The organism is Paenibacillus sp. NN59 (assembly GCF_057597225.1).
Window position 1 is genome coordinate 3,572,559 of record NZ_CP199678.1, and the last position, 17,884, is coordinate 3,590,442.

The following is a 17,884-nucleotide window of genomic DNA, read 5'->3' on the forward strand; positions in this document are numbered from 1 at the left end:
AATTGCTTCGTTATTCAAAATTTCATGTTATGCTTGTCTTTTTTATGTCACATATATTAACATAATAAAAAAGAGATTTGGAGTTGATCTAATGAAGCGAAATCTTCTCCTTGTTGATGATGAACCCAGAATTAGGCACATTGTAGCAGAATATTTTGTCCAAGATGGTTGGGAAGTTATAGAAGCTGGAGATGGGGGAGAAGCATTGTCCATTTTGAAGAAAGAGCGCGTAGATTTAATGATTATGGATATCATGATGCCAAAAATGGACGGATGGTCACTTTGTCGCGAAATAAGAAAATATACTGCTTTACCTATCATCATCTTGACAGCGAAATCGGATGAGGAAGACATGATCAAGGGATACGATTTGGGGGCTGATGAATTTGTAAGCAAGCCATTTAGTCCCAAAGTTTTGCTTGCCAGATCCAAGATTTTGATAAAACGTGTTGAGGGTAGGCTGTTGAAAGCGGTTAGCACGGATGATTACAAACACGATGAGGTTCTTCGGTTTGAAGGACTCTGGGTTGACCCGGCTTCTCGTAAAGTGTGGATGGATAACATTCTGTTGCATCTACGACCTAAAGAGTACTCCATTTTGTTGTACCTCATTCAAAATCGCGGTATCGCCTTGTCACGGGAAAAAATTTTGGATTTTGTCTGGGGGCTGGATTTTGACGGTGAACTCCGAGTCATTGATACCCATATCGGGAGGGTCCGGGCAAAGCTGGGCAGATACGGACACTATATTCATACGATTTCTGGTTATGGTTACCGCTTCGAGGTCAACTCGTGATCCGAACCAGCGTTGTAAGAAAACATTTTTTACTTACAACCGGACTCATGTTATTTGTATACATTCTGATATCGGTTGGACAACTTACCTTTTTTGAAGACTTCTATTATCATCACAAGGTAAACAAACTGATTAATAACCTCTCCATCTTTGCTCGCCACATCGAGCGAGGGGATTGGAATGAAGAACAGCTAATTGAGGAATATTCTGTTTTTTTGAATGAAAACAAATCTCAGGTAGCGATTCTCGATACAAAGGGGAATTATCAGTTTGATAACCCATTCAAACTTGAGCTGCAAACCCAGTATAACGGAGTAGTCGATGTGCCTTTGTATATGTTTAGCGATAAGGCTGCGCTTAAAAAGGCTGAACTTCATAAAGGGGATAAGGTTACGGTTAAGGGGCTTTATCAGTATGAAGGAAACAAAGTACTCTTTTATCCATCGCAGATTCGAAAAGAGGGAGGTTCTGCAATAGGACGCAGGCCTGAATACAAGGAAAATTCTTTAGTAGAGCTCACCGGTGTTGTTCATAAAATTGTGTCGCCTTCTCCTGATCAATGGAATATGAGAGAAGGCGTTCTTAATTTCGGAATTACGAACACCTTCCCCCTTAACCGCAATCAGATGGATCGTCTTCAAGAAGGGGAAGTGTTGGTTCAAAAGTGGAGGGAAGCCTGGAGCGATGGAGAGAATATCGTCGTCATGTTTCCGATAAAACAGGAGAACGGAGTGCTGAAACATATCGTGTTTGCTGTTTCTTCATTAGCACAAATCGAAGAATCTTACGATGCTTTGAAAATATACTATTTGTATATTGCTATTATTGCATTGGTTTTGATTCCTTTGATCTCCGTGTTCTTTTCGCGAACCGTATCAAAGCCATTGTTAATGTTAAGGGAGAGTGCTAATAAAATGGCCCGTCTTGATTTTTCGAACGTTTCTACAGATTATCGAAACGATGAGTTCGGCGAAGTAGCCTGTAGTTTGAACACATTGGCCACGAAACTGGATAATACTCTCCAAGAACTTCAAAGGTCCAATCAACAGCTTCACTCCGACATTCAGCAGAAAGAGCGGCTGGAACAATTACAAAAAGAGTTCATATCTAATATTTCCCACGAGCTTAAAACTCCACTTAGTATCGTTCAGAGCTATGCAGAAGGGGCTAGAGACCTGGTTGATCAATCCAATCACGATGAGTATCTAAGCATCATTATTGATGAAAGCGATAAAATGGACAGACTGATCCGACAAATGACCCAGTTGGTCAAATACGATTCAGATATGTTCCAGCTTCATATTCGTACTTTTTCCATAAAAGATTTGACAGAGCGTATCTTGGATAAATTCCACATCCTGCTTAAACAACGTGAGCTCAACATCCAAATCAAGTATTGGATTCAGGATAGGGTCAAGGGTGATCCCGAACAGATTGAACATGTTATATTCAATATCTTGAGCAATTCTATTCGCCACGCAGAGCCTGGTTCGGTGATTGTAATTGATATGGAAAGAACTTTGGAAAACAAACTGCAGGTAAGTGTTAAAAATACTGGAGATCACATCCCGGAGGAACATTTACATCGCGTATGGGAGCGTTTCTATCAAGTTGAACCTGGAAGAAGCAGGGAATCCGGCGGTAACTCTGGATTGGGTCTAGCCATTGTTAAACACTTACTTGATGCGCACGGTAGCAATTATGGTATCTTCAATGTTCAGAACGGAGTAATTTTTTCATTTACACTTGAATTGTCAGATGAAAAAAATCAAGAAAATGTTCTTAATAAAACCTACGATTGAGTTGGCCATTATTAGTATGTCGAGGTATAAGAACATGTTCCTATTGAAGTCGCTAGCCAGTTGAGTGCGTGTAACGCGCGAAACAAAAAACCACCCGCTATGCGGGTGGAGGGACCTGAGGTTTGACCACCAAGACCATCCCGATAAAGTTGAGATGTTCAGGCTCAAAGAAAGGAATGGTCTTCAATGGCAAACAAGAGCTACAGCCTAGCTCACACAAAGTGGATATGCAAATACCACATTGTATTCACCCCGAAGTATAGACGGAAAGAAATTTATAATCAAGTCAGAAAAGATTTAATCGTAATTTTCAAACGTTTATGCAAGTACAAGGGAGTAGAAATTATAGAAGGTCATATGATGCCCGATCATGTCCACATGCTGGTAGCGATTCCACCGAAGATTGCAGTCTCAACATTTATGGGCTATCTAAAGGGGAAAAGTTCGCTCATGATCTTCGAAAAGCATGCCAGCTCAAGTATAAATACGGGAATCGAAAGTTTTGGGCAGAAGGATACTATGTAAGTACAGTGGGGTTAAATGAAGGCACGGTAATGAAGTATATTCGTGAGCAAGAAGCACATGATCAAGCGTTAGATAAGCTGAGTGTAAAAGAATACGAAGATCCATTCAGCAGTAATCGGAGCAAAAAGAAGTAAAACCAGTTTAACTGGTGAGTGAAAGTGATAAATAACACTGAGCCTGAACAGCCCTGCTGTCAGGCTAGCGTCTTTAGGCGCAGTTTGGCAACAGGGGGTTATACCCCAAGAGCAAACCACCCGTTGGACGGGTGGTCCTGATTTATAAGTTCCAAACATGTATAAATACTTGTAGTTATGGTGTCCAAATAAGGAGTGAGTGAATTTCAAACGAGGTATGTGACTGCAGGTAAAGTTCATTTTAATCTCAGTACACAAGGGAAGCATATCCTGGATTGCTGTTTCATTGAACTAACGTAAAAAGGAGATGTCTTTTTTCTCATGTACCAGACTGGAGAATGACATCATAAAGTTGCCTACCAAGTTCCAAATTTGCTCCGTTAATTAAAGACAAAAGGCATAGATGCATGAAAGTAGGGAACAGGAACTTTGTGTCATTTTGGTAGGGAACTTTATGTACAAATTGTACAAACGAGGAATTTGGAGGGAGTGACATGAAGTTGCCTACCAGGCTGGAGAATGACATAAAGTTGCCTACCAGACTAGAAAAAATTACTAAAGGAACAGATCAAGTTCCGTTAAATTAAGACAAAAGGGCATAATTGCATGAAAGTAGGGAACTTTATGTCAATGTACATTTAGCGATAATGTCCGGCTAGTTTACGAAAATAATTAGCAGAGATGAGCATTGTGCCGGGGGTTCTTGAACGTGCGGTAGAAGAATATGAGGCAGCAGGTGGAGATGGATACAACGATTCGTTAGAAACGGAGGATTCATTGGATGCCACTAGCGGCCAGCGCGCTGGGATGAAATTCTGCATGACCGCTTGAAATCGAGTAAACGGACAGAATAATGGTTACTTACATTCAGATTCGTGTCCCGCAAGCCAGAAGATGATTGTATAAAAATTTGTCTATGGGTCATGATAAATATGAACATTACGGATGTTATTGTCATAGGACAAGAACATGCTCCCTTTAAAGTCGCTATTTTAGCGGCTTTCGTATTATTAGGTCAGCCAGAAATTTTCTGGTTGGCCTATTTTTATGGGTGTTTTACGATGGTGGTAGCCGGGAGAACGAGGGCGGCTTAGGGACAAAGAACCCGTACAAAAAACTGTTCTCTCACTACCTTCCAACGACCATGTTTGAGCTGGTTGAGGCAATGACCTCGTATCACAAGCGAAGCTATGGGTTTGGAAACCAGATGGGAATGCCGGTAAATCGAATGAGGAGGTTTTTATGCAACCTGTTGTTGGAATTGATGTGGCGAAAGGATGTAGTGTTATTCAGGCCTTCAAAAAGCGTAACGAACCCTATGGAAGGATGGAGACCCTTCAGCATAGTGAGGAAGGTTTCGAGCGGTTAGGGGTAGTGCTCAGCATACTGAAAGAGACAAGTGGTGTGGAGCCTGTCGTTGTCTTCGAGGCAACCGGAAATTACCATCGAGGTTTGGCAGGATATCTGAAACGTAGCGGATGAATTCACTACATCATCAATCCTTTGCAAGCGAAACGATCCAAAGGCACACAACTTCGAAAAGTGAAAACCCAGCCGATGCTTGGCATTTGGCCGAGATGTATTACCGTGGGGATGTTAAAGCGCATCGCGAGTGGGAAGAGTACTACAGTGAGCTTCAGCACTTGACTAGGCAGCATGAGTTTGTGACCGCGATGTATGTGCAGGCGAAGCTGAACAGCAGAGCATTGCTTGAGCAGGTGTTTCCTGATTTCATCGGAGTCTTTAGCAACTTGTATGCGACAACGTCCCTAAAAGTGCTGCAAAGATGCTTGGAGAATAAGACCGAGAATGTGGAAGGTCTAATTGAGGAATGTGTGGGTAGATCTAATTCGAAGCGATGGATTGCAGAAAAAACGGGAAGATTGAGGAAACTTATAGAAGGCTGGAACAGACAAAGAAGATAATCTCAAACCGTAGCACTGGGCAGCATGGTCGTGTTGCTGCTGGAGTTTGACAAGCAGTTAAGCCATTTGGAAAAGCAGATGGAAGCACTGGCGATGGAACTGCCCGAAGTAGGTTTGATTAAAAGCATACCAGGCATAGGGGGCAAACTAGCCTCTGGTAATTGCAATGAATGAGAGATCGATCTTTTCCAATAAAGCCAGTAATACATATGTACAAAATACGAGTTTTGTGAAACAGTACTTAAGAAAATAAAAGAACCGCTATGAATTTATATATCCAATTACGGTTCTGCTCATTTACAACTTAATCCCAAACAACTTCTGTTCCTGCAATAAAATCATGTATTGCACGACGATCCTCTCGCATTCCAACCATAAACGCGCTCACAATAATTCCAATACCTAGCGTCAATACGTACACAAGTCCAGCAACTAAAACTCGCATCAACATTGTAGTAATTTTAGGCGGTTCTTGTGTGTCATATATTCGAATTCGAATCCCACAAATTCGTTTACCAACCGTTCGGCCATACCAATAAACAGGTAAAAAAATCGCATATAACGAACTTAATATCTGCGCAATTGGTTCATCTGAATCATAATTACCAGTGAGTACACCTGCGATGATTACTGTTGGTATTCCAATAATAAGTCCATCCAAGAAACTTGCTGCAAGCCTAATCCAAAAACCTGATTTGTACAAAATCATTTCCTCCAAACTATTTTGTCATACCTTGATGCATGGTTATTTGTATTATACAAGAAATATATACCATTTGGTTCATATTATTCATTTTTATCTCTCAAATATCTTTCTTGCCACTTTGTGAAATTATTAACTATTATATAGATGCGTTTAATATGTTTAGACTTCACCTTTTCGCGTAATCCCTCTCTTCTATTACTTCCAAAATAAAGAAAAAGCCATATTACACATATGGCCTGGAAGTATATTTACCCTGCTCTTATAATCATCAATGAAATGCTCTCCAGAATGATCCTTCTGTATTAATGATGCTCATGATCTGACTAAACGGAATCGTAAAGGTCGGGAATCCCGCAGCATATGGCGCGATATCATAAGGGTTGAAATACAGATGTAGTGCATCTGCTGTCACAAAAAAAGGCTGGTCCGCACTTATTCCAGTGTACGTATCTGGAAAAACATACGAATACTGCGGATCATTTTTGATCTGGTCCCCTACAATTTGGCTTAATACCTTCACATAATCACTGTCCGGCTTAAACAGATCCTTCAATTCATAGAGCTGACCGTCGGTTAGATTAATAATGGCATACACCATCGTTGGCATCCCATGTGCAGCTCCTGCTGGATAGTTATAACCCGTCAACTGGAGTTGGAGCAATTGCTTCTGATAGAAAGTTATATCAAAATCACCGGTATAAGTATAGTCCAGTTGTTGATCTGCAGGAATCGGTTTTACTTGGGAAAGTTCTTTCAGCTTAGCATTAAGCTTATCCTGCTCTATCTGATTGGCTAATCCGTCAACCTGCGGATAATAAACGAGATAATCCCGGTTTGGTTTATACTTCTCTTCACGCACCTGATAAGGCGGATGTAGCGGTACGATCGTATTCTGTTGCCAAATCATACGTCCAGCCCGGTCCACATAGGATAAACGTTGATCCACAAACACTTTAATCAGATCCTGCGTCACCACTTCCATCGATCCTGCCCCTGTTACACGAGGATATCCTGGCGCCGGTCTACCGCTCAAATCCAGAAGATACGTCTGATTTCCGTCTGATGCAGATGCAAGACCATGTTTGTAATTTTCCACATTACGATAGATAAAGTCCGTTAGTATTCTTCCATTCAATTCAGCGATTGCATACAACGAGCCGATGTAAGGTTGTTCTGCATCAATGGCTTTCCCGAGTGCGTACCTGTTCTCCCCAAGCTCCCGAATATCGTTATAAGCCGGTTGAATCACAAATGATCCCTGCATATTAATGACACCATAGTTCGATTTGTAATCCTCTGCCGTATTAACAATAGCCTGCCCATCGTTAAAAGCAAATGCAGAAGTAAACTTAGGCTGAATACGAATGTTACCCCGTTCATCGATGTACCCATATTTTCCAGAGGATTCTTTTTGAAAAGCAAGCAAACCATCCCCTAACGGCCCTACATAGGCATATGGGTAAGTCGCTAATCGATTTCCGTTCCGATCAATAAGGGCGTATTCCTGATCCTTAATCTGTACAACGGCTTTACCCTGCTGAAAATCATTTGCTGAAGCGAATTGCGCTCGGATTACCTCATTTCCTGAAGCATCCAGGTATCCATACAAGCTAGATGATCCATTCGTCTGATTCGGATTTTCATTATAAAACATCGCTCTGCCTTCATGCATATCTGCGATAAACGGATAAGCTCGTTTGGTGAGCACGGTACCTTGCTCATTGATCATTTTAAACCCTTGAGAATCAATGGCCATGGCCCGCTCTTCGGAAAAAGAATTAATCGAATCATACACAGGCTGAACTACATACTGCCCTTGAAGATTGATGACACCGGCACGACCGTTCTTAACGACGACTGCCAATCCGTTAGGCTGAAACGCCTGAGCTTCTTCTAGCACCGGCTCTAGACGGATATGTCCCTGTGCATCCATATAACCCCAGCGCGTCCCGCTTGTTGTTCGAACAGAAACGGGATATAACCACGTTGTCACTCTGGCATGTGTGCCTGCCGTTGCAGTCATCGCCTGCTTTATTTTATTCTCTAGTTCAAACAAGTTCTCTCTTGAAGGATATGCTTCCGGAAAACGTAGCGCTTTCTGAACCGAAGTGAGTGCCGCAGGATAGGAGCGGGCTTGAAACTGGGCATCCGCAAGATAATACCAATAGAATACATAATCGGGATACTGCTTCGTTAACTGCTCATAATATTTCACGACTTTAGGAAAATAGGCTCGGTATACATCTGTTGCTGGAACCCACTGATTCTGCTGCCACCGAATAATCTCCACTCGATAAGCTTCACCAGTGTCATGAATCCAGAGCGCTAATTCTACCTTTCCATCTCGCCCGTGCACGCCAGGTATATCCACAATCTCAGCGTAGCTGTAATACAAATCGTCTGGGGCAATGTCCGTAAGACCGGATTCGGTCCACTCATATACAGCGAGTTTTGACCAAATGGCTCCAATCTGCCAGCCTACGATCAGATTATTTCTTGCCGTTGACGTTACAGGCGCTGCTGTCAGCAACGTAACGCCATAACCTAATCCTTTTGTCAAAGCCATTTTAATCCAATGGCCTTGAACGAATTTTAATATAAGCAGATACAATTCACTATTCAACTGATACACTGTAGAAATCTCAGGCATTCCATCACCTGTAAGATCAGCCGCATACACTGCCGGATGTTGAATTGGCTTATCTATCGTAATGACCATTGCCCCCGCCGGAATATGTTGATTTACAATTTGCAGTAATAGCGGTTCACTCATCGACATCTCCGCTTCCTCCCTTATGACCGCATTCGCCTAATGGTATGCAACATAACTCGGGATATGACATGAAAATGTATTGTGACACCTCTACTTCATCCTATTACTCTTCTAAATTCACCTTCTGTCCATTGATTACAAGATTGCTTACATCTTCTACGCGAATGGTTTTAGAAGATATCCATTTGACCAGATCATTGTGCAATTGAATAAAACCGGTTAAAGCAGACATTTTTGTGCCGTCCTTCAGCTGCAATTCGATTTTCAAGTCCTCCATACGAATCATGCCTAAGGCCTCGCCTGTTAACGTAATACCGATTGGTGAAAGAGTTGCTTCCACTTCTGTGCCTGAATTCTTACCCAGGTTTACATGTCCACGTTTACTTTTGTTAAGCTGGTTCAGGTTAAAGCTCGTTTCCCACTTACCTTGAATAACTTCACCGATATTTGTAAAACTGCCCTGTAGCTTAAGCTTATTTAGTGCTTTAACTGATGAAATATCATATATATACTCGATATAATCTCCACCATAACCTACGCCATCTTTCATATAATAACCGTAGCTGATGGAGTTTTCAGGAATATCGAGCCTATGACCTTGTTCATCTATGAAATAGAAAAATCCATGATTATATCCACCCACCTCATTATCCGGATTAATCTGCACATGCAGCTTTCCATTAACGAAGCCGATATTAGATATATACATCCAGTTCACACCCTGAATGGCAATGTTCGTTTGATCCTTTCGCAGTACTTGGAACGAATCTTTATCCATTTCATTTGCAATTTCACCACCAAGTCCGCTGATTTGATCTGAATTCAACATTTCGTAACTGTTTTTCTCTTTTTGTTGTAACAATGATTTCCAGTCCACAGGGACGGAATAGCCATCCTTCCTAGCCGCTCCTGACATCAAAGTATTTATGCGGACAGTCATCCGATTGGTACTAACTTTACCCTGGGTTACAAATCGAACAATTGCTGTTTTGGCGGCTCTATCATAATAAATAATTTGAGCATTACTTGCTTTTCCTCCAGTTAATCTGTAATCATACACATCGAGATTCCCGTCAATACGGTTACTTATCAGATCGGATACAGAAACATAAACTTCGGTTGTATCCCCATCTCTAACTGCCCCGATAACCTCCACATGTATTCCTTGATCTTCACTCTCCTGATGAACTGGCTGGAGAATAGCAATTCGATCTACTCCCAAAAAATGAAGAACTGAAGTCAGGTCAAGAATCCCGATCGCGGCAGCTGCACCAGTAAATATACATAGAGATAACGCTACGGTCACAGGAATATAAATGAATTTACGATATCTTCTCCGATTGCTTATACTTCTTTGTGTTTGTTTAAGTCCGCTAAACGATGATTCAGATAGAACATTCGGCTCTAATTCAGCCTTCGTTATTTTGTCATAAAACCGTCTCTTAATATTGGATAGGTGTTGCTCGTTGAATTGATTTTTGGATTTCCCCATAGGATCACCTCCTTTTTACTTCCTATCGTTCCACCATGTTTTCAAACGTTGTCTGGAACGATACAGTTTGTTAAGGACTTGTCTGACATGCAACGACAGATCTTCTGAAATTTCATGTGGCTTTTGACCATTATAAAAACGACGTTTCATGATCTCGCGTTCAGGTTCCGGGAAAGAATGAATCATTTGTTCAAGCTCTATATCATTCTCTTTGCGAATAAGCTGTAGTAAAACATCATCCGTTTCCATGGAATGAGTTTGCTCTTCATATGTAATCTCGGATCTTCGATTTATTTTTCGGTAGCGATCAATCGCTTTGTGTTTTACAATTGTCGCAAGATAATTTTTCAGGCTGCTTCGCTCTGTTTGGAACGCCTCTGGATGCTGCCAGAATGTGAAGAAGGTATCTGCTACACATTCTTCGATCTCTTCATTCGAAACATGTTGGAGAATAGAATGTGCAATCGTCCACAACAATCCTGCGTATTGATTCATCACCCATTCCATAGCCTCAGGATTGCGATTCACTATGGCCTTCCTGATCTGTTCTTCCTTCACAATTACATCTGCCTCCTTTCCATATTCATCCCCTGTTACTGCATCGTTACTTCGTAAACATGAGCTTCCTACATATATTCGTTCATCAAATCACTTTTACTCACATTCAACAACAAAAAAATCGCAGGGGCTCAGCCACCTGCAACTTTTTTAGATTATTTCTATCGAATTAGGAATACAACCAGCCCAAGTATTACTTCATACCATACATTAGTACAGACTTAACCTGCTTCATCGTTCTCAAAATCAGCCATAACGTTAAACAAGTTAACTAGAGAGATCAAGTTTGTGATTGTACACTAAGCTGAACATATTGACTCAGACGACAATATTGATCCAAGAGCCGTTCATCTTGTGCTTCGCCTAGTGCCACTTTGCGCCCTGCCTCTAGAACACCACTGATCAATTCATGCAGGAAGTGCATCTGCAATCGCTGCGCGTTGGCATCCAGTTGCTCAAGCAGTTGCGTATCTCGAATCGAAAATTGAGATAACCCCCGAAGAAGTAGTTCTTCAGACCAATCGGATAACTGCTGTATCAATCCACTATCTTCTTCCAAAACGTCCCATCCTTCCACTACTGGAATCCAGCTTCAAGCTTAGCAACGTCTGGCCCTTTAGAAAACTGATTGGACTAATACGTTTCGTTTCTATTCGAACAAATGCATAAAAATGTTCAAGTTTTTGTGAACCAAATCCTGATTCGAGTCTGTTAATCATAGATTGCCAATCCGATGAGTATGGAAGTGTGAGAGGCAAGCGCGCCCCCTCAGTATTCTCGACCATAAGGATCAGATCCTGCGTTTGTTTGTTAAAGCTATGCTCTGTAATACGGGCAACTTCAATTAGTGACAACCGTTCTTTTGGTTCAGTGAATAGATCAATAGAATCGGGCTCCCGTTGAAGTGCAGCAGATATGTCTATCAGGTACTCTCCAAAATCAACCTCTGTCACTCCGGTTCGTGGTAAAATAGTCAGTTTCGCTCCATCACCTGAAGAAATTCGTCGTTCTTCATTCACTTTAACCGACTGAAACTGAACTTCTTCTCCCGTAAATTGACTAAATGTCAAACTTGGCAACCAGGGGGTAAACGCTGCATAATGCTCGGCAAACGAGAAATGTTGATCCTCATAGTACACCGCACGTACATCACTGTACGTATAGATCTGCCCATCATCAAAGCAATAGAAATAATACGTAATGCCGCGAAATCCTGACCGTGTCTCCCAAGAATCTGCTCCTAGCCCATAGAGATGCAGTGAAGGTACGGTAAAGTACTTACTTCGGAAACTGCCAACCAGCTGACTTTGTTGCCTAACAGGGATTTCGCCTTGTTCAAGCACTTCTAGCGCGAGATACAGCTTACTTATACGATCCAGCATCGTCTGCATGGAGAAACGTACATGACGCTTGAAAAAAAGCTGGAGTTCTCCCTGAATGCCGCGTAAACTACGTTCAATCTCTGGAAGGTTACCACTATGTGCAGCAATGGCCAGCGTCTCCAGCTGCGCATTATATGACTGAGGTAGTCTGGCAAGCCCTGTCCTAAGCATGCCTGCCAACATGCCCCGGCACTCCTGAATGGTTTGAAGCGAGAACTTGGGCTCATATGCGCGGACACTCAAAGCATCCGTATCATCCACCCCATGATACATACGATATCTCAGCAAAGCTTCAAGCTTGGCCATTTTTCCCGCGGTCTGCTTTAACTTGCATAAAGCTTTGGTCAGCTGAGGTTCTTCTGTGAAGGAAACCTCTATATTCTGAATTTTTAAAAGTACAGTGAGCAGTGTGTCTTCCATAATTTGAATGTCTTCGGGATAACGTAAACGAAAAACGACCTCTTCAACCATCGTCGAAGTATATGATTTCAGGATGGGAGTAAGATCGGCTTCGAGCATCCAGCGAAAACGGACATGTCCCTCCGGCGCATGAGACTGCAAACCGTAATCCAGCCTTTCTGACTCGTTAACCTGATGAAACTTATCCTGCGTCTGAAGCTCGTATTCTTTAATAGTGTCAGGATCTGCATAATCAGGGGAAGATGCATGAATGTCTGCTGAAGGCTTGGCAACTTGTGCAACTTCCACAATATCCTCGCCCATGTTTTCAGTTATCTGCTGACGCTGATCATATAGAATCGCAATCAATACATGCTTGCAGATATTCTCCGAGGGACAGGAGCACTGCCATTCATCCAGCGTAGCATAGAGGGTACACTCGATACCCTCACTTAGCTGACAGCTCACTGAAGCTGTATTCCAGGTGTACTGTACTTGTACACCTTGATCCAGCTCTTTAAGCGCCCTTTTATATAGCCCCTTGTTCGCATAACGAATGAGATAATCCTCTGTGCACAATTTTGTAAAGTGTCTGAATTTCTGCTTGAATTCACTGAAATCGTTCATAACCACCAAATCAACGCCCCGTTGCTCTCAAAATATCATAGAGAGTCTCACTGAATACTCGGCCTGAAATTTGGCCCAAAGGAATGGATTTGTTATCTGCATAATAATAGTGCTGTCTCTTGCCATTTGGTTTGAAGAAATGTAACGATTCCAGCGTCACGTCGTCCATCCCTTCATAATACGTGATACTTGTACCGCTGAACCGAAGTTCAGCAACAATCTCTCCGTACTCTTTGTAAAACTCGTTGAACCAGCCGCCATCTTGCGCAGGACCTTTAATCCATCCGTATTTCTCCAATGCTTTCGGGAGAGCTGTTGGTGAAAATTCCTCTTCTGGAAGACCATCATATTCAGTCTTGGTCCGGTCTTCATCCTCAATTAGATGGATTTGACGTTTCAATTGCTCGAACGGCTGTTTGACCTCATAATCCTCAAGCTGAGTAGTCCAGCCTTCTAGCGTATCCTGGTCCAGTTCAAGCGGATGTACAAGACCCACCTGAGCTCCTGATGGCAGATCCGTTTCATCCTCGTCCACCGTATTAAATGTACCGTCCTCCATATAACGGAATGTACGGATTAACTCACCCTGCTCATAAATGCCCCAGATTAATCCAACGGCAAATTTCTGCATGATGACATTGTCTACAAATAGGGAAGTCCATTCCTCAGCTGTCCATAAACGCTGTTTGGATAAAGACTCTTCCAAGCGTGCAGTCTGGATCGTAACCATCGTTTTCAGATCCTTCTTCAACTGGGTAAAACGTGCCTTGGATTCTGCCGCGAGCTCAGGATCATCCTTTTGTGCCGGAGCAGGCAAACTTTTAACGGCTTTACCTGTTTCTTCGTTTACGACCACAACCTGTAGATCGGCATTAACTTTGACCTGGAAGGACCGTTCACCGTAACTAAGCTGTAACTTGCCTTTTTCATCAAAACCAAGGGAAGTGACTAGACGGTCTTCAAGTTGCTCTGCAGTCAATCCCATATTTTCTGCTGCAAGCTGCAAAGCCTCTTCGGCTGCGCCTTTTACCTGACGGTTCTTTACACTGCGTTTAACCTTGTCAATTGCCATCAGTGCGGCAGGTTCTTTTAGAAATGCGAGTACTTTCACTGCCTCGGCTGCTATAGCCCCGCGGCTATTCTCTGTCCATTCCTTAATCTGTGGGGTCAATATATGAACAATCTGAAGATCACCGAACAGTGCGGAAACATACATGATCCACTTTTCTTTCGCAGGTGCACCATCCTGAATCCATAGCTGTAACAATTCCTTTGAAAAACGAATAAGTGAAGCTTCGCTTACATATTCACGTAGTTCATTTAACCGCTCATTCGGTCCAGACCCATGATCAATCGATTGCAGTAACACATATTGTTTGATCCGATCATCTAATGGCAAACCATCTGTGGATCGAATCAAGGCAGGCAGTTCCTTTAGAGGTAACCAGCTGATCCGAGACATCTTTTTCGCATCGGCCAGGTCAGCTAACGCTGCATGTGAATATTCAGGGCTTAGGTCAGCCGTATCAAGCAGAATTTGAATCAGGTTTTTCCATTCGGTGGCTTTCTCATTTTGCAAGAGTTCAGTGTATAATTCCTTACTGTTATCCAGACTACGGATCGCTGTTAGCGCCATTTCTTTAATCGAAGCTTTTTTCTCCGCACGGTAAATCATCATATACAGTTCTTGATCCGGAACCCGGTTGAACTCAGCCAAAGCAATACTGCTCGCCCGTTTAGAAGCATCCTGTAAACCTACCTGAATAGCTGCTACCAATTGTTGCTTAGGCAGGGTATCTCGCTGCTCAAATGCAACCTCAAGCGTTAAAATACGTGTATCCGTTGGCAGTTTTTTATACTGCTTCAACGCGTACTCCAGGTTTTGCTGTAAAATACGGCGATACTCATCCTGCGGCATCGATTGATACGTATAATCTGTCATACCATTCAGCGAAATCAGACTAGTCAGCAGTTGTTCTCGTTTCACCTGAGGGTCGTCACCATACGTATTTAAAATCTGCTCACCACTAAAAGCATAAGAATGATACATGTCCGAGACAATGTCCAGCGTCCATTCCGGATGAGTTAGCAAAATCGCAAAGCGGTGCATTGGCTCCGAATCCATTGGCAGGAAGCTGATACTAATGAGATTGTTAATCCGCTTCCGATCCCGGTTGACATGATTAAACAATCCACGGCTGTCCTTGTCTTCCCAATACTCTTCAAGTGTGTACTCACCACTTAAATATCTCGCAATGGCAAGACCTTGTCTCCCACCTTCGAGCGGTTGACGCAACACTTGGAATACAGCATCTTCAATTGTGCTTTCCGGTTGAATTCCATTGATAGCTTGATCCAACATCATTTTATGAAGACACAACTTCAGGAATGGTGCTCTGACAATCTCATATGCTCGTTTGGCTTGCTCAGGTTGATTGGCAATTGCCGCTTTGATTATAATCCAAGACACGCGGTACGAATTCAATTCGAGTTGCATCATTTCAATCAATTGATAGGGTTCGTTCAGAGGGATCAGCCCGGACAGCAGATCATCTTCACTTCTTGAACGAGGGTTCATGCTAAGTAAATACTTACGAACCTCCATCGGATACAGTTCATGCAGGTGATGAATGACTTCGAGTAGTACCTTGCCAACGTCACTAACGTTATCCAGAAAGCGTTGCTTTCCTCCATTGATATTCGTCAGATACAAGACTGCACTGCTCAATAAAACCATCGTCTGATGGAATTCCGCATGTGAAACATGATGTTTCGCGGAGTAAGTGATTTCAGGATAATGCTTGGCAATCAATTCGCTACGTTTCTGTTTCAGGAATTCCTCTTCCAGCAACTGTGACGAACCGTTTTGTTTGCCTTGAACGTTGCCTGCAACCAAAGGTTCAATCAAGCGGTACAGCTCTTGATGAAGATTTGTCGCATCGTTCGCCATAACATGCTGAAACAACTCGGGCAGGACGGAACTCATATCCTCGATCTCTTGCTTATTTGCAAATTCCACATCCGGTTGCACACACAAATGAACAAGCATCATGGCATCAATCACATCTCTGAAATTACCCTGACTATCTGCTTTTTTGGAATCGAATAGCCATTGTGCTCGCTTCACGCGCCTCTTAAGCTCAGAGAGAATTTCTTCTTCACCCGCATATTGCTTCATTTTCTTCAAACGAGATAACAAGGTTCCCATCCGATCCGAAATCTTGCTTTTCCCATTTAATCCGTAAGCCTCCGAATCATCACCCAGACAAGCTGTGAATGCGTTAACCCCCCAAGGACTTCTACGGAAATAATTCGATTCCAAATGCATGGCAATAGCTCCGGCACGAAAAAAGATATCTCCATCATCTTTTTTGCCAAGCTTGGACAGAGCTTCTACTGTTCGATAGACATAATGACTCGTTTTACCCATCATCTCCGGGAACTTTTCGGTTGCACCCATGACGTAATCGATAATTTCGGAGCTACGATCTGTTTTGAGCGAGTAGTCATCTGAACAAATGGAAGCGAACTTTTCAACCAAACTCTCTACTCCACGGTCTGCGGTCAGCATGATTTTATTCCTCCTAAAAGTATGTTTAAGTGATCATTTCGCCGATCCATTCGGCAAGTTCGTTAGGTGTAATCGCTGCTACATGTGCCCCCATATTGGCTAAAGTCTGTGCAGCATGTTTGTTGTACACCGAATCTCCGTTGAAATCGAGAGCGGTAAGCACAAGCAACTTGCATCCCGCATCGATAATATCCTTACAGGCCTGATACATTTGATTAATCGGGTAACCTTCCTCCAGATCACTTACCAAAATGTAGATCGTTTTTCCAGGATTCTCAATCAGCGTCTCCCCATAACGTAGCGCTTTGGCGATATGGGTTCCTCCACCGAGTTGCACATTCATCAATACATCTACGGGGTCCTCAAGTCGGTCGCTCAGGTCCACAACTTTGGTATCAAAGATGAACAGCTTTGTGCGTAGCGCATTCAATCGATAGAAAATACTCGCCATGACCGAACTGTAAATCACCGAATCCATCATACTACCGCTTTCATCTACACCGATAATGATGTTCCACTTATTGTGTTGCTCTAAATTTCCGTCAAAATAAAGTCGATCGATCACAAACCTTCGTTTGTGTTTATCATAATTTTTAAGATTACGAGTAATCGTTCGTTTAAAGTTCAGGTTGCGCAGGGATCGCACCGAACTGGTTGCGTACCGACTGCGTTTCCCCATAATACTGGCCCGAGTATGAGACTCCAGCTTCCTGCGCAGATCCTCAACCACTGTGCGTACAATATCTTTTGCACTCCGCAGTACATCACCTTTCATTCGCCCTTTGAACTGCATGATGTTTTTGAGCAGGTTCATATTCGGTTCAAGGGACTCCAGCAGTTTTTTATCGGTTAAGAGCTCCGTCAGTCCATAACGATCAAGTGCCTGCTTCTCCAAAATTTCAACCGTTGATTTGGGAAAAAGATCTCTGACCTTGTGTAACCAATTGGGTACAGTAAGCTCGGATGAACCACGTCCACCCTCTTTTCGGTAACCTTGTTCTTCACCGTATTCACGGTTATAGAGGTACCCCAGAATCTCGTCCAATTCAACATACTGAAATTCACCCGTTTTATATTGATCCGATTCACAAAGACCTTCCTCTGCAGATTCTCCCAAAATCAGGCGCCAACGGTTCAAAGTTTCAACAGCACTTCGTTCTTCCGAGGAAGACAACTCTGGCAACATTTCGTCCT

The 17,884-nt window shown here is 42.7% G+C and carries 14 protein-coding genes and 1 pseudogene; 7 read left to right on the plus strand and 8 right to left on the minus strand.

All coding sequences use genetic code 11. The features are described from left to right. Positions 1-91: 91 nt before the first annotated feature. The 7 genes and pseudogenes from ACT89M_RS15670 (at position 92) to ACT89M_RS15700 (ending at position 5,356) form a co-directional block, all read left to right on the plus strand. Positions 92-796: a response regulator transcription factor gene (locus ACT89M_RS15670; protein WP_154891855.1), complete on the plus strand. Its 705-nt coding sequence runs from the start codon at positions 92-94 to the stop codon at positions 794-796. Further along, complete coding sequence (locus tag ACT89M_RS15675) at positions 793-2,598, plus strand: sensor histidine kinase (RefSeq protein ID WP_154891854.1); 1,806 nt, start codon at positions 793-795, stop codon at positions 2,596-2,598. The genes ACT89M_RS15670 and ACT89M_RS15675 overlap by 4 nt, the downstream gene beginning before the upstream one ends. Positions 2,599-2,784: 186 nt before the next feature. Beyond that, positions 2,785-3,257: pseudogene (gene tnpA, locus ACT89M_RS15680) on the plus strand (IS200/IS605 family transposase). A 681-nt stretch (positions 3,258-3,938) separates the two neighbouring features. Then, positions 3,939-4,088, plus strand: a complete 150-nt coding sequence (locus ACT89M_RS15685; RefSeq protein WP_186809845.1) for a hypothetical protein — start codon at positions 3,939-3,941, stop codon at positions 4,086-4,088. 411 nt (positions 4,089-4,499) lie between these two features. Further along, positions 4,500-4,739: a transposase gene (locus ACT89M_RS15690; protein WP_154891853.1), complete on the plus strand. Its 240-nt coding sequence runs from the start codon at positions 4,500-4,502 to the stop codon at positions 4,737-4,739. Next, positions 4,736-5,182 (plus strand): IS110 family transposase, encoded by a 447-nt coding sequence (locus tag ACT89M_RS15695; RefSeq protein ID WP_154891852.1) that lies wholly within the window; start codon positions 4,736-4,738, stop codon positions 5,180-5,182. Before ACT89M_RS15690 ends, ACT89M_RS15695 begins: the two co-directional genes overlap by 4 nt. 24 nt (positions 5,183-5,206) lie before the next feature. Beyond that, the gene (locus ACT89M_RS15700) at positions 5,207-5,356 is read left to right on the plus strand and encodes a hypothetical protein (RefSeq protein WP_186809844.1); all 150 of its coding nucleotides are present in this window, start codon (positions 5,207-5,209) and stop codon (positions 5,354-5,356) included. Between the two features lie 130 nt (positions 5,357-5,486). Here the strand turns inward: ACT89M_RS15700 and ACT89M_RS15705 are convergent, their stop codons facing one another. The 8 genes from ACT89M_RS15705 to ACT89M_RS15740 form a co-directional block, all read right to left on the minus strand. Next, on the minus strand, positions 5,487-5,891 hold the full coding sequence (locus ACT89M_RS15705; RefSeq protein WP_308721726.1) for an RDD family protein: 405 nt from the start codon (positions 5,889-5,891) through the stop codon (positions 5,487-5,489). Positions 5,892-6,156: 265 nt separating this feature from the next. Then, on the minus strand, positions 6,157-8,667 hold the full coding sequence (locus ACT89M_RS15710; RefSeq protein WP_308721725.1) for a WG repeat-containing protein: 2,511 nt from the start codon (positions 8,665-8,667) through the stop codon (positions 6,157-6,159). A gap of 97 nt (positions 8,668-8,764) precedes the next feature. Continuing rightward, entirely contained in the window at positions 8,765-10,153 is a 1,389-nt protein-coding gene (locus ACT89M_RS15715) for a hypothetical protein (RefSeq protein ID WP_308721724.1), read from the minus strand. Between the two features lie 15 nt (positions 10,154-10,168). Further along, complete coding sequence (locus tag ACT89M_RS15720; protein WP_308721723.1) at positions 10,169-10,711, minus strand: sigma-70 family RNA polymerase sigma factor; 543 nt, start codon at positions 10,709-10,711, stop codon at positions 10,169-10,171. 280 nt (positions 10,712-10,991) lie between these two features. After that, the gene (locus ACT89M_RS15725) at positions 10,992-11,270 is read right to left on the minus strand and encodes a hypothetical protein (protein WP_154959260.1); all 279 of its coding nucleotides are present in this window, start codon (positions 11,268-11,270) and stop codon (positions 10,992-10,994) included. Then, on the minus strand, positions 11,257-13,119 hold the full coding sequence (locus ACT89M_RS15730) for an SWIM zinc finger family protein (protein WP_308721722.1): 1,863 nt from the start codon (positions 13,117-13,119) through the stop codon (positions 11,257-11,259). Before ACT89M_RS15730 ends, ACT89M_RS15725 begins: the two co-directional genes overlap by 14 nt. A gap of 10 nt (positions 13,120-13,129) precedes the next feature. Continuing rightward, entirely contained in the window at positions 13,130-16,690 is a 3,561-nt protein-coding gene (locus ACT89M_RS15735; protein ID WP_308721721.1) for a DUF4132 domain-containing protein, read from the minus strand. Positions 16,691-16,715: 25 nt separating this feature from the next. Next, complete coding sequence (locus ACT89M_RS15740) at positions 16,716-17,876, minus strand: VWA domain-containing protein (protein WP_154891884.1); 1,161 nt, start codon at positions 17,874-17,876, stop codon at positions 16,716-16,718. Positions 17,877-17,884 lie beyond the last annotated feature (8 nt).